The following is a 13389-nucleotide window of genomic DNA, read 5'->3' as shown; positions in this document are numbered from 1 at the left end:
GTATGAAGTTATACATCGCCGAAAAACCCAGTCTAGCACGCGCATTAGCTACGGCATTGCCGTCTAAATCAACTTCTGCAAAAGAAGATGGTTACATTACCTTGGCTAATGGTGATGTGGTGAGTTGGTGTATTGGTCATTTGTTGGAGTTGGCCCAGCCAGAACATTACAACCCAGAATTTAAAAAGTGGCGTCTAGAGCACCTGCCTATACTCCCTAGCTGCTGGCAGTACCAGCCGAAACCTAAAACTCGCAAGCAGTTAACGATATTAATAAAACTAATAAAAAAAGCATCTTCGATAGTGCATGTTGGCGACCCAGATCGTGAGGGCCAGCTATTGGTTGATGAGGTACTTAATTACGCGGGTGCGACCAAAAACGGCAAGCCGGTTCAGCGCTGTTTAATCAACGATTTAAATACATCGGCTATTGCTAAAGCTTTAACCCAACTTAAGGATAACCGAGAGTTCTCGGCGCTATCTTCTTCTGCTTTGGCGCGCTCGCGCGCTGATTGGCTGTATGGTATTAACATGACGCGTTTGTGCAGCTTGAAGGGCCAGCAGCAAGGCTTTCAGGGGGTGTTATCGGTTGGGCGAGTGCAAACGCCAATTTTGGGCTTGGTGGTGGCGCGAGATGCGGAAATAGCTAATTTTGTAAGCAAAGACTTTTACGAGGTTTTTGCAAAATTACAAACAGCTAAACAGGAAAGCTTTTATGCGAAATGGCTACCGAGCAAAGCTTGTGAACAATATTGTGACGAAGAAGGCCGGTTGTTATCTAAACCGTTGGCCGAGAATGTCGCTGCAAGAATTACAGGGCAGAACGGCGCAGTTACGGATGTAAAAAAGCAGCGTAAATCGCAGGGCGTCCCCCTACCCTATAGCCTTTCTAGCCTGCAAGTGGATGCCTCGAAACGATTTGGTTTAACCGCAAAAGCTGTGTTAGATGTATGCCAAACCCTGTATGAAAAACACAAGCTAATTACCTATCCTCGCTCGGATTGCCGTTACTTGCCGAAGGACCACTATAAAGAAGCTGCCGATGTTTTACAGGCGGTAAAGCAAAATGCGAGTGCGTTACAAAGTGCTTGTACGGGCGCAGATTTATCACTAAAGAGTAAAGCTTGGAATGATAAAAACGTAACAGCTCACCACGCCATTATTCCAACCCAGCGAAAACTACAGCGTGTTCAGTTAACAGAACAAGAGGCTAATGTGTACGAGTTAGTTGCCAGGCAATATATTGCACAGTTTTACCCTATTCATAAATATGATGAAACACAGGTAAAGGTCAAAATAAAAACAGGAGAGTTTGTGGCAAAAGCTAAATGCGTTGTGGATAACGGCTGGAAAGAGTTGTTCCCTGTGAATAAAAAAGAGCCCAAAGAAGATCGGCATACTGCCGAGTATTTGCCAGCTCTTAAGGTTGGTGATGGGCTACTGTGTGAGTGTGGCGAAGTTGTAGAAAAAAAGACATCGCCGCCTAAAGCTTTTACCGATGCTAGCCTAATAACAGCAATGACTGGTATTGCCCGTTATGTTAAAGATATCAATATACGGAAAATTCTAAAAGAGACTGATGGCCTAGGTACAGAAGCGACACGAGCCGGAATTTTAGATTTATTAGTGCTGCGGGGGTTTATTTTACGACAAGGGAAAACTCTGTTATCCACAGAGGCAGGCAGGGCGTTAATTGCGAGCTTGCCCAGCAAGGCCACAACCCCGGATATGACGGCTGAATGGGAGTCTAAGCTTAATGATATAGCTCAGAAACAGGCAAGTTACACCGGTTTTATGGCTGAATTGGGCGACCAACTTCCCGCAATGATGCAAGCTGTAGAGGCCGCAAAGTTTTCAGGGTTAAAAAGTACGACAGCGAATAAGCGCCGTACTTTTAAAAGGAAAAAAACAGTACCTTCAAAAAGCAGACAAAGCCAAAAAGCGCGCTCGTCGGCCAGAGCTTAGAACGTTTTTTGTAGGCGCAGTCCTAGGTAACTATGGTCCTCTTCGGAGTCAGGCTGGTAAGGTTTTTCCTCTCTGCTCTTTTTCATCGTTGACTTTGTTAGTTCCAAGAGCAAAGATGCTTTCCAGTCATTTAAAAAGCTATAGTGTAATGAAGTAAGCAGTTTTCTAGATATTAAAGGCTTTAGTTTTAACGTGTAGTCTTCTTCCCCTTCAGAGGAAACTGTCTGTTTGGTTTTTACGCCTCGGTTGTATTCGGCGCCGACATTCAGCGATAAATTATTCCAAGAAAAAAGCTCAACATCGAGTAGTAGGCCCCAATAGTAAAAACTCATATCTTCATTTCCGGTCGGATATGGAGTTATAAAGTTAGGATTACCATTTATTGTTCTTTCTCGCTCAGTATAACCACCTAAAATAGCGGCAAATGGTTTGATATAGTCCACATCAAAATACTTACCGTAGCTGGCTTCTAGTGTCGTCATATCATAATCAGTAGTGGAATAATCCCAAAGATCTTCTGCCGTATCTCTAATAATCCTACCGTAATAATTTACTGATCCACTAGAGCGTGACAGTTGGGTCGAGAAGTGATGATCTTCCTTTTCATAGGTATAAGTTAGGTGGATTGTGTTTAAATCACCGCTTTCATCAACAACCTCGACATAAGTGGGGTCAAAAAAATCATCATTTATATCAAATTCTTTCCATGAGAAGTCGAGCTGGCCTAACGCTATGGCAATACTATGGTCAGATTTTTCAGCATAGGCTGAGCTATAAACTGTCGATAGAAAAGCGGTAAAAAGTGGTAACCAAATTTTTTTCATATATGCCTTAAACGAAAAAAGCCCGCTAAAGCGAGCTTAAATTTTTAAAATAAAAAGCTAATGATTACTCACCGCATTTATCGTTATTAACGTCATCCCAAGAGCAAGTGACTTCGCTAGTCGAACCATCTGCTTCTGTTGTCACAATATGAAGTCCAGTTGGCGTAACAGTCGCAATGCCTTGACTACCATCGTTCATGCTAATAGCTAATTCGCCAGCACTAGGTTGTGGCAATATTCCCATCAAAGATTCAGTGCCAGCATCAGACGCGGTGCGGACTAAATTTTGGTTGGTGTAAACTTGGTAGTTACCATCTGCAAGCTCTTTATAGTTGCGAAGGGTAACGTCCACCTTAAGGTCATAAGTTTGAAAATCGAAGTCCTCATCCAGCTCTACTTGGCCCTCTGCCAATATCGAAGATCTTACGAATCCACCGGTTTCTTTGTTGTTGTTAGCTGTGTTGCTAGACATTGACAGTAGGTAGTCGGTGCCATCTGTAGTCACCAATGATAAATCAATTGCTCCATTGAGCACGTTAGGTCGGGTTGCAGTTGAACCTTCGCTATAACGTTGTATGAAATAATCTTTCATTTCGATAGAGCTGGTTAACGCATAGTCCTTCTCGTTAGCTGCACTACCGGTAGTCGAGCGCAAATTAACAGCGAAAACACCATCTAATATATTGTTGATGATATTGCCTTCATCATCAGTTTCTAAGACTGGGGCATCAGTTGTAGCAGTGTCACCGTCACTAGTGTACGAAACGTGCTTAGGCTCGTTACATTCTGTATAGGATAATTCAATGCCTGCATCAATGGGCTGCTCGGCAAGTACATCAAGTGAGCTTAGATCTGCAAATGCACCATCAAAATCAAGTTCAACTTTAAATTCAGCGCGGCCTCCGAGTGAACAATCTGCTCCAGTCTCAGCAGACACGCCGCTTGCTTTAGCTGTTGTTGTGTTGCCAGCTGCAATAGGGGCTAAAACCTTGCCAATAGTACCCTCGGAATCGGTAACCGTTGCTAGAGATTCGAAGACTGTAGATGTTGTTCCGATAAGCTGGTAAAAAGCACCGCCTAAAAGCTGGGCTATGGCTCTGTGAGTATTGGGATCACCAGTACCTTCGGTGAGGTTTCCAACTAAATTAGGGTTTTCTAGGGGGTTTTCACCTCCATTATCGTCCCCACCACCACAGCCAACAGCAACAGAGGCCACTGCAGCAGCTAAGAGCGCGTTACGGTATTTCTTGATCATTCCTCTTCCTCCGTGTTCACCTTTCTGGAACACATTGAATTATTGTTGCGGCACAAAGTGGATGATGCCTGATTTTGGGCTACCGTGCGTAAAACCAAATCACATTGTGCAAAAAATGTTCGTTTCGAGCTATTGCACCTACAACCTATAAGATGCTTTCTACACCAATGATTTATGTAGAGGTGCAATCGCGTGCAGGATCAGCTGTGGCTATTGTGCGTGAGATCGGCACGTATAACCACAGCTTAAACCAGAAATCTGTCGCAAATTAGGACAAAAACACGCCTATCCAGCATTAAAATGGTGAATGCGTCACGCCACTGTTGGCGCCGAAAGCGGATTTCACCACAAGTTGAAAGCAACATCAATGCAGTTGTGGCGCCTAATATTTGCCATAAATGGGCGTAAGGTGATCAAAAATAGCTTCTTGGTAAACGTAGTTTGGTCAGGGCCATAGGGTGTACGGTTTTTGGCTAGTGGTTGAAAGTTTGGCTTTGCGTGAAGTCAGCTGTTGAATAGCGACCGCATAAACTCTATAATTCCCGCGCTTTTTGAGTCGCCCAAATTTTAACCACCGTCATAATGTAGATTCTTACTGTTTGGTTGGTCTTTAAGGTAGGGTGTTTGTTGAAAATAGGTGAGCAAGTGCAGCGTCCTTTATTAGTAGTGTTTGCTGGCTTATCTGTTTCTTGCTTGGTATTAACCGCGGTTGCGGGGTACTGGGGGGCTCAAGTGGCGAAATCAGCTTTTTGGGGATGCTTAATTTTTGCTTTGCCGACCTTGTACTTCACTTTATATGCTTTTCGCTATAAAGGGAGTCAGCAGGTGGCTTTAATGGCCCGGTCTTTTTATTGGGGGCAAGCAAGCAAGTTATCTTTAATGGCAATGGGTTTTGCATTGGTTTTTGTCTTTGTAAAACCTTTAATAGTATCCGCTTTATTTGCAGGCTTTTGTTTGATGATTCCCGCCCACCTAGTGGTTGCGATGTTCGTTAGCAAAGGTTGTGCTGCTGTTAGTGGCTCCGCTGGTCGATAGATCGCGAGCGTAAAACTAGCGCAAAACCAGTTTTTTAACTTTGAAACTTTGAATTAACTATGGCGAGTGAAGCTCTTACCTCTACGGATTATATTCAACACCACTTACAAAACTTAGCATACGGCAAACTTCCTGCTGGTTATGTGCGTGCCGATGGTTCTTCTGTTACAGAAGATTCATGGGTGATCGCGCATAGCTCACAAGAGGCTGCCGATATGGGTTTTTGGTGTTTCCATTTAGACACATTAGGTTGGGGGCTCGTTTTGGGCGCCTTATTCAGCCTGATTTTTTGGCGTGTTGCTAAAAATGCAAGTACAGGCAAACCGACAGGGCTGCAAAGCTTTGTTGAGCTTGTGGTTGAGTTTGTTAACAACACGGTCAAAGACACCTTCCATCATAAAAATAAGCTAATTGCACCGATGGGTTTAACCATCTTTGCATGGGTTTTTATGATGAACTTGATGGATTTGATCCCTGTAGATTGGTTGCCGATGGCTGCTGCTAAGATCTCAGGCGATGACCATTTATTCTTCAAGGTGGTTCCAACTACCGATCCAAACGCCACATTAGGCATGGCGTTAACCGTGTTTATCTTCATGATTTTGTTCTCTATAAAAGAGAAAGGTATTGTAGGTTTCATCAAAGAATTGACCTTACACCCCTTCCACAGCGGCAAAATTTACATCGATATATTCTTGATCCCAGTGAACTTCATTCTGGAAACTGTTTCGCTTATCGCTAAACCTATCTCGTTAGGCTTGCGGTTATTCGGAAACATGTATGCCGGTGAAATGATCTTTATTCTGATCGCCATTATGTTTGGTGCGGGCGCAATACTCGGGCTATTTGCCGGTGTTCTGCAGTGGGGTTGGGCTGTATTCCACATCTTGGTTATTACCTTACAAGCGTTCGTCTTTATGGTATTAACGACGGTATACATGGCAATGGCGCATGATACTGGCGAAGACCACTAAGTTTGCTGAAGGCTGCAACAGCAGCCTTCAAGTTCTTTTTTTGTTCGTTTTTTCATTTTTAACTTTTCATTTTTAACTTACTTGGAGATAAAACAATGGCAGCATCGTTGGTTTACATAGCAGCAGCACTTTTGATCGGTTTGGGCGCCTTGGGTACCGCGATCGGTTTCGGTTCTTTGGGTGGTAAGCTTTTGGAAGGCGCTGCGCGTCAGCCAGAGCAAGCGCCTCAGTTACAAGGCAAAATGTTCCTTATGGCAGGTCTTTTGGATGCGGTTCCAATGATCGGCGTAGGTATCGGCATGTACTTGATCTTCGTTGTCGCGCCTGGCATCGCTGCTTAATTGTTGGTTGAACTGACTTTTATCAACAAATTAACGCAAGAGGTGTTGGTGTGAATATCAACCTAACGCTAATCGGTCAATCTATTACCTTTATTGCTTTCGTGCTTTTTTGTATGAAGTTTGTATGGCCTGCGCTTATCGGGGTTATGGAAACACGTGAGCAACGTATTGCTAAAGGCTTAGAAGATGCCGAAAGAGCCGATAAAGACTTAGAGTTAGCAAAAGAGCAAGCTGGCAAGCAACTTCGCGAAGCGAAAGAGCAAGCCTCAGCGATTGTTGAGCAGGCGAATAAGCGTGCAAGCCAAATCGTTGAAGAAGCTAAAGCCCAAGCGCAAGTGGAAGCTGAGCGAATTAAAACGGCTGCAGGTGCAGAAGTTGATCGTGAAGTGAGTCAAGCGCGCGAAGAGCTTCGTGGCAAAGTCTCTGTATTGGCCATCGCTGGCGCCGAGAAAATTCTTGGTAGCAGTGTTGATGCTAGTGCACATAGCGCCATGCTCGACAAACTAGCCGCAGAGCTATAAGCGGAGACTGTTATGGCAGAATTAACCACGCTCGCACGTCCTTACGCTCGCGCCGCTTTCGAATCTGCTCGTGCAGACAGCCAACTCAATGAGTGGGCCCAAGCACTAGTAGTCGCAGCAGCCGTAGCAAGCGAGCCTAAGGTTAAGCAACTGCTGGCAGCCCCCGGTTTAACTGCAGCGCAAAAAAGCGCTGCATTTGCCGATGTCTGCGGTAGCGAGCTTAGCGACAAGTTCAAAAACTTTGTTAGTGTCCTCGCCGAAAATAAGCGCTTGGCTTTATTGCCATTTATCCAAACCCTATTTATCGACCTCAAATCGCAGCTCGAAAAAGCGATCAATGTAGAAGTGACCACAGCTTTTGAAATATCAGCTGAAACACAATCTCAATTGGTTATTGCTTTAACGAAGAAGCTCGATCGTGTCGTGACTCTTGAAAGCAGTATCGACAAGAGCCTAATAGGCGGCGCCGTAATTCGCGCGGGTGATACCGTAATCGATGGTTCAGTCAAAGGCCGTTTGGCTAAATTGGCTGAAGCCATGAACTCATAACCTGAACTCCTGTACCGATGTACTAGGACTGAGGAATTAGAGCATGCAGCAGCTGAATCCTTCTGAAATCAGTGAAATTATTAAGCAACGTATCGATAGTTTAGACGTTGCAACTACCGCCCAGAACGAAGGCACTATTGTCTCCGTAACGGATGGTATTATCCGCATTCACGGTCTTGCCGACGCTATGTACGGCGAAATGATCGAATTTGAAGGCGGTGTTTTTGGTATTGCCTTAAACCTAGAGCAAGACAGCGTTGGTGCTGTTGTACTGGGTGACTATAAAGGTGTTGCCGAAGGCCAAACCTGTAAGTGTACTGGCCGTATCTTGGAAGTACCTGTAGGTGAAGAGCTTTTAGGTCGCGTTGTTGATGCATTGGGTACGCCCATTGATGGCAAAGGCCCAATCAACAGCGGTAAAACAGACGCCATCGAAAAAATTGCACCGGGCGTAATTGCTCGTCAATCGGTTGATCAACCTGTGCAGCTTGGCTTAAAAGCCATTGATGCGATGGTTCCTGTAGGTCGTGGCCAGCGCGAATTGATTATTGGTGACCGCCAAACAGGTAAAACTGCCGTAGCGGTTGATGCCATCATCAACCAAAAAGGTACAGGCATTAAGTGTATCTATGTGGCTATTGGTCAAAAAGCGTCTTCGGTTGCGGCCGTTGTACGTAAGTTAGAAGAGCACGGCGCTATGGGTCACACCATTGTTGTTGCTGCGACAGCTTCTGACCCAGCCGCGATGCAGTTCTTAGCACCTTTTGCCGGTTGTACCATGGGTGAATACTTCCGTGATCGCGGTGAAGATGCATTGATCATTTATGATGATTTGACTAAACAAGCTTGGGCTTACCGTCAAATATCATTGTTGTTGAAGCGCCCACCAGGTCGTGAAGCTTACCCTGGTGACGTTTTCTATTTGCACTCTCGTCTACTTGAGCGCGCCTCACGCGTAAATGCTGATTACGTTGAAGCTTTCACTAAAGGTGAAGTTAAAGGTAAAACGGGTTCGTTAACGGCATTGCCAATTATCGAAACTCAAGCCGGTGACGTTTCTGCTTTCGTACCGACTAACGTAATTTCGATTACTGATGGTCAGATCTTCCTTGAAACTAACTTGTTTAACGCGGGTATTCGCCCAGCGATGAACGCCGGTATTTCGGTTTCTCGTGTTGGTGGTGCAGCGCAAACTAAAGTAGTTAAAAAGCTTTCTGGTGGTATCCGTACCGCATTGGCTCAGTACCGCGAACTTGCTGCATTCTCGCAGTTTGCTTCTGATCTTGATGAAGCGACCAAATCTCAGTTAGAGCACGGTCAACGTGTTACCGAACTGATGAAACAAAAACAGTACTCACCATTATCTATCGGTGAAATGGCTGTTGTTCTTTATGCCGCTAACGAAGGCTTCTTAAAAGATATTAGCGTCGAAAAGATTGGTGACTTCGAATCTGCATTGCTAGCTTACTTTAACTCTGAGTGCTCTGAGCTGATGAATACCATCAACAGCTCTGGTGGTTACAACGACGAGATTGAGCAAGGCATCAAAAAAGGCGTAGAAACCTTTAAAGCAACGCAGACTTGGTAATGGTCTAGAGAGGAAGGCGTTTGCCCTCCTCTCAATTTGCGAGAATTAATATGGCTAGCGGAAAAGAGATACGTACCCAGATTGGGAGTATTACCAATACGCAAAAAATCACCAACGCTATGCAAATGGTCGCGGCGAGTAAAATGCGTAAAGCACAAGACCGCATGGCAAAAGGCAAGCCTTACGCACAACGTATGCGCAGTGTGGTTGGTCACATTGCCAACGCGAACCCTGAGTACAAACACATGTACCTGCAAGAGCGTGAAATTAAGCGCGTAGGTTACATCGTAGTGTCCAGTGATCGCGGCTTGTGTGGTGGTTTGAACATTAACGTCTTTAAAAAGGCGGTAGCCGATAGCAGAAATTGGGCTGAGCAAGGTATTCAGTCAGACTTCTGTTTAATTGGTGCCAAAGCTGCGGCGTTCTTTAAGAGCGTTGGCGGTAATGTTTCTGCCTCTGTGCGTGATATTGGCGAAGACCCAAGCTTAGAAGATTTAATCGGTAGCATTAAAGTGATGCTCGATGCCTTTAGTGAAGGCAAAATCGATAAGCTGTATTTAGTGGGTAATGAATTCGTTAACACAATGACTCAGTCACCTTTAGTCGAGCAGCTATTACCGCTGCAAGCTGAGGATGACAATAAACTAAAACACGCGTGGGACTACGTTTACGAGCCAGAAGCTCGTGATTTGTTGAATGGTCTGCTCGTGCGATATATCGAAAGTCAGGTTTATCAAGCGGTTGTTGAAAACTGCGCTTGTGAGCAGGCTGCGCGAATGATTGCGATGAAAGCCGCAACCGATAACGCAGGTGATTTAATTGATGACCTCAAGCTTGTGTATAACAAAGCCCGTCAGGCAGCGATTACACAAGAACTTTCTGAGATTGTAAGCGGCGCAGCAGCGGTTTAATTCGCAAAGGCGCGTGTTTTAAGGTTTAAAAATTTAATTTTAGAGGAACCTCAAATGAGTAGCGGAAAGATCGTGCAGATTATCGGCGCGGTGATTGACGTGGAATTTCCACGTAACGCCGTACCTAAGGTTTACGACGCATTAACTGTCGCCGCAAAAGGTTTGACTTTAGAAGTTCAGCAGCAATTAGGTGACGGTGTTGTCCGTGCCATTGCGATGGGCTCTTCAGAAGGTCTAAGCCGTGGTTTGTCAGTCGATAATACCGAAGCCCCTGTTAGTGTACCTGTTGGTATTGAAACACTCGGTCGCATCATGGATGTTTTGGGTAACCCCATTGATGAGTGTGGCCCTATCGGTGAAAAAGAGCGTGCTTCTATTCACCGTAAAGCTCCAGCGTATGACGAGCTGTCTGCAAGTAACGACTTGCTAGAAACCGGTATTAAAGTGATCGACTTGGTTTGTCCTTTTGCTAAGGGCGGTAAAGTGGGTTTATTCGGTGGTGCCGGTGTTGGTAAAACCGTAAACATGATGGAATTAATCAACAACATCGCAACAGCACACTCAGGTTTGTCTGTATTCGCCGGTGTTGGTGAGCGTACTCGTGAGGGTAACGACTTCTATCACGAGATGCAGGAAGCTGGCGTTGTAAACGTTGAAGAATTCAGCAAATCTAAAGTTGCGATGGTTTATGGCCAAATGAACGAGCCACCGGGTAACCGCTTGCGCGTTGCTTTGACTGGCTTGACCATGGCTGAAAAATTCCGTGACGAAGGTAAAGACGTTCTATTGTTCGTTGATAACATCTACCGTTACACCCTTGCGGGAACCGAGGTTTCTGCATTGTTGGGTCGTATGCCATCTGCTGTGGGTTACCAACCTACATTGGCAGAGGAAATGGGTGTTCTTCAGGAGCGTATTACTTCGACTAAGACGGGTTCTATTACGTCTATCCAAGCGGTATACGTACCTGCGGATGACTTAACCGACCCATCGCCAGCAACCACCTTTGCTCACCTGGACTCAACCGTTGTACTTAGCCGTGATATTGCTGCTAAAGGTATCTACCCAGCGATTGACCCACTGGATTCCACCTCGCGTCAGCTTGACCCATTAATCATCGGCCAAGATCACTACGACATCGCGCGTGGCGTACAGACTGTTCTTCAGCGTTATAAAGAGCTAAAAGATATTATTGCGATTTTGGGTATGGACGAATTGTCTGAAGAAGACAAATTGACTGTAACTCGTGCACGTAAGATCGAGCGCTTTTTATCTCAGCCTTTCCACGTAGCTGAAGTATTTACCGGTGCACCTGGTAAGTATGTTTCATTGAAAGACACCATCGCAGGCTTTAAAGGCTTATTAGCGGGTGACTACGATGACCTTCCTGAGCAGGCTTTCTACATGGTAGGTACCATCGACGAAGCCGTTGAAAAGGCCAAAAAGCTTAAGTAAGCACTCGCTTACCTAGGTTGATAGGGTTTAACCCACGTTAGGGGAATAGAAAATGGCAATGACATTTCATTGCGACATTGTAAGTGCTGAAGATTCACTCTTTAGCGGCCTTGTGGAATTGCTCGTTGCGAGCGGCTCTGAAGGCGAAGTGGGTGTGTGCTATGGCCACGCCCCCTTACTCACGTCGCTTAAACCTGGTCCTATCCGTGTTAAGAAACAAGGCGGCGAAGAGGAAATTTACTATATTAATAGTGGCTTCCTTGAAGTACAGCCGCATGCTGTTACCGTATTAGCTGATACTGCACTGCGTGCAGGTGATATGGACGAAGCAAAAGCGCTAGAAGCTAAAAAGCATGCTGAGCAAGCGTTGAGCAACCAAAGCAGCGAGATCGACTATTCTCGCGCCGCGATTCAACTAGCAGAAGCAGCAGCGCAGTTGCGCACATTGCAGGCTATACGCAAAAAAACCGGAAAATAACGACTCAGGTCATAAGATATGTAATTGAAGGGGTAGCTAAGGCTGCCCTTTTTTATGAACGTTATTTAGACACAGACTCTTCAAAAAGAAGGATTCACAATGTTAGAAGTGGTGATCTTGGCAGCCGGTAAAGGCTCCCGTATGAAATCAGCTGTCCCCAAAGTTATGCACAGCTTGGCCGGAAAACCGTTTTTACAGCACGTTGTTGAAAAAGCCCGTAAATTAAAGCCTGAAACGATACATTTGGTCGTTGGCCACGGTGCAGAAACAGTTAATCAACACTTTAATCAGAAAGATATCCACAGCGTTGTGCAAGCCCAACAATTGGGCACTGGGCACGCTGTTGCACAAGTACTAGACCACCTACAAGACGACAGCATCGTATCCATTTTGTATGGCGATGTGCCGCTTATACAAGAGGCGACTCTCGAATCCTTAAACGCCTTAGTCAGCAGCGATAGCATGGGCTTACTTACGGTCGATTTACAGGACCCGACAGGCTATGGTCGCATTGTGCGTGAAAGCGGTGCGGTCACCGCCATAGTTGAACACAAGGATGCTGATGGCACCCAACGCCTTATTAACGAAGTGAATACGGGCGTCATGGCAGTTAGCGCACGGCACTTGAAGCAGTGGCTACCACAGCTTAATAGCGACAATGCGCAAGGTGAGTTATACCTCACGGATATTATTGCCATGGCGGCTAAACAAGGTGTTGTAATCAATACCGTACAACCAGCGCATAGCTGGGAAGTGATGGGTGTTAACAACCGCCAACAGCAAGCACAGCTAGAGCGTATTTATCAGGCTGAACTTGCCAACACACTAATGGACAATGGCGTTACTCTACTCGACCCTGCCCGCTTTGATTGCCGTGGCTCATTAACTTGCGGTAATGATTGTGTTATCGACATCAACTGTATTTTTGAGGGTGATGTTACATTGGGTGATGGTGTGACTATTGGGCCGAATGCGGTCATTATTAATAGCTCTATCGGCGACAACACCACGGTAAAAGCAAACTGCATTATTGAAGATTCGGTATTGCAGTCTCATTGCGATATCGGGCCTTTCGCTCGTCTACGCCCGGGTAGCCAGCTTGCGGATAAAGCCAAAATAGGCAACTTTGTTGAGACCAAAAACGCCATCATCGGTAAAGGCAGTAAAGTGAATCACTTGAGTTATGTGGGTGATGCGGAGCTAGGTGATGATGTAAATGTTGGTGCCGGAACTATTACGTGTAATTACGATGGCGCTAACAAGCATAAAACGAAAATAGGCAATCGCGTATTTGTGGGTTCTAACACGGCACTTGTCGCGCCTATCAATATCGAAGATGGCGCAACCATTGCTGCTGGGTCGACCATTACTAAAAACGTGGGCCAAGACGAACTCGTACTTGCTCGCTCTAAGCAAAAATCGATTAATGGCTGGCAGCGACCGGTTAAGAAGCCTAAATAAGGGGTCTGAGATTACATGCTATGCGGCCAAGCT

At 45.5% G+C, this 13389-nt stretch carries 13 protein-coding genes; 11 read left to right on the top strand and 2 right to left on the bottom strand.

The window, feature by feature from the left end:
- Positions 1-2: 2 nt before the first annotated feature.
- Positions 3-1964, top strand: a complete 1962-nt coding sequence (locus MARGE09_RS21425) for a DNA topoisomerase III (protein WP_236985216.1) — start codon at positions 3-5, stop codon at positions 1962-1964.
- Here MARGE09_RS21425 and MARGE09_RS21420 read toward each other — a convergent pair.
- Entirely contained in the window at positions 1961-2788 is an 828-nt protein-coding gene (locus MARGE09_RS21420; protein WP_236985215.1) for a TonB-dependent receptor, read from the bottom strand. The genes MARGE09_RS21425 and MARGE09_RS21420 overlap by 4 nt on opposite strands.
- 64 nt (positions 2789-2852) lie before the next feature.
- On the bottom strand, positions 2853-4043 hold the full coding sequence (locus tag MARGE09_RS21415; protein WP_236985214.1) for a hypothetical protein: 1191 nt from the start codon (positions 4041-4043) through the stop codon (positions 2853-2855).
- 624 nt (positions 4044-4667) lie between these two features.
- On the opposite strand from MARGE09_RS21415, the gene MARGE09_RS21410 reads away from it, so the two are divergent.
- From MARGE09_RS21410 to glmU, 10 genes are all read left to right on the top strand, one after another.
- On the top strand, positions 4668-5078 hold the full coding sequence (locus tag MARGE09_RS21410; protein ID WP_236985213.1) for an ATP synthase subunit I: 411 nt from the start codon (positions 4668-4670) through the stop codon (positions 5076-5078).
- A gap of 59 nt (positions 5079-5137) precedes the next feature.
- A complete protein-coding gene (atpB, locus tag MARGE09_RS21405; protein WP_236985212.1) occupies positions 5138-6052 on the top strand; it encodes a F0F1 ATP synthase subunit A in 915 nt (304 codons plus the stop codon).
- A gap of 95 nt (positions 6053-6147) precedes the next feature.
- Positions 6148-6393: a F0F1 ATP synthase subunit C gene (atpE, locus tag MARGE09_RS21400; RefSeq protein ID WP_236985211.1), complete on the top strand. Its 246-nt coding sequence runs from the start codon at positions 6148-6150 to the stop codon at positions 6391-6393.
- Between the two features lie 50 nt (positions 6394-6443).
- Positions 6444-6914: a F0F1 ATP synthase subunit B gene (locus MARGE09_RS21395; RefSeq protein ID WP_236985210.1), complete on the top strand. Its 471-nt coding sequence runs from the start codon at positions 6444-6446 to the stop codon at positions 6912-6914.
- Between the two features lie 12 nt (positions 6915-6926).
- Complete coding sequence (locus MARGE09_RS21390; RefSeq protein ID WP_236985209.1) at positions 6927-7463, top strand: F0F1 ATP synthase subunit delta; 537 nt, start codon at positions 6927-6929, stop codon at positions 7461-7463.
- 43 nt (positions 7464-7506) lie between these two features.
- Positions 7507-9051: a F0F1 ATP synthase subunit alpha gene (gene atpA, locus MARGE09_RS21385; RefSeq protein ID WP_236985208.1), complete on the top strand. Its 1545-nt coding sequence runs from the start codon at positions 7507-7509 to the stop codon at positions 9049-9051.
- Positions 9052-9101: 50 nt separating this feature from the next.
- Entirely contained in the window at positions 9102-9962 is an 861-nt protein-coding gene (gene atpG / locus MARGE09_RS21380; RefSeq protein ID WP_236987427.1) for a F0F1 ATP synthase subunit gamma, read from the top strand.
- 54 nt (positions 9963-10016) lie between these two features.
- Positions 10017-11417, top strand: a complete 1401-nt coding sequence (gene atpD / locus MARGE09_RS21375; RefSeq protein WP_236985207.1) for a F0F1 ATP synthase subunit beta — start codon at positions 10017-10019, stop codon at positions 11415-11417.
- A gap of 52 nt (positions 11418-11469) precedes the next feature.
- The gene (locus MARGE09_RS21370; protein ID WP_236985206.1) at positions 11470-11895 is read left to right on the top strand and encodes a F0F1 ATP synthase subunit epsilon; all 426 of its coding nucleotides are present in this window, start codon (positions 11470-11472) and stop codon (positions 11893-11895) included.
- Between the two features lie 99 nt (positions 11896-11994).
- Positions 11995-13356, top strand: coding sequence for a bifunctional UDP-N-acetylglucosamine diphosphorylase/glucosamine-1-phosphate N-acetyltransferase GlmU (gene glmU, locus MARGE09_RS21365; protein WP_236985205.1), 1362 nt, complete (start codon positions 11995-11997; stop codon positions 13354-13356).
- Positions 13357-13389 lie beyond the last annotated feature (33 nt).

Origin of the sequence: Marinagarivorans cellulosilyticus (assembly GCF_021655555.1) — a bacterium.
In the GTDB taxonomy this organism is placed as follows: domain Bacteria; phylum Pseudomonadota; class Gammaproteobacteria; order Pseudomonadales; family Cellvibrionaceae; genus Marinagarivorans; species Marinagarivorans cellulosilyticus.
Note: the sequence above shows the minus strand (reverse complement) of the source record. Positions and strands in the feature narration are given on the sequence as shown.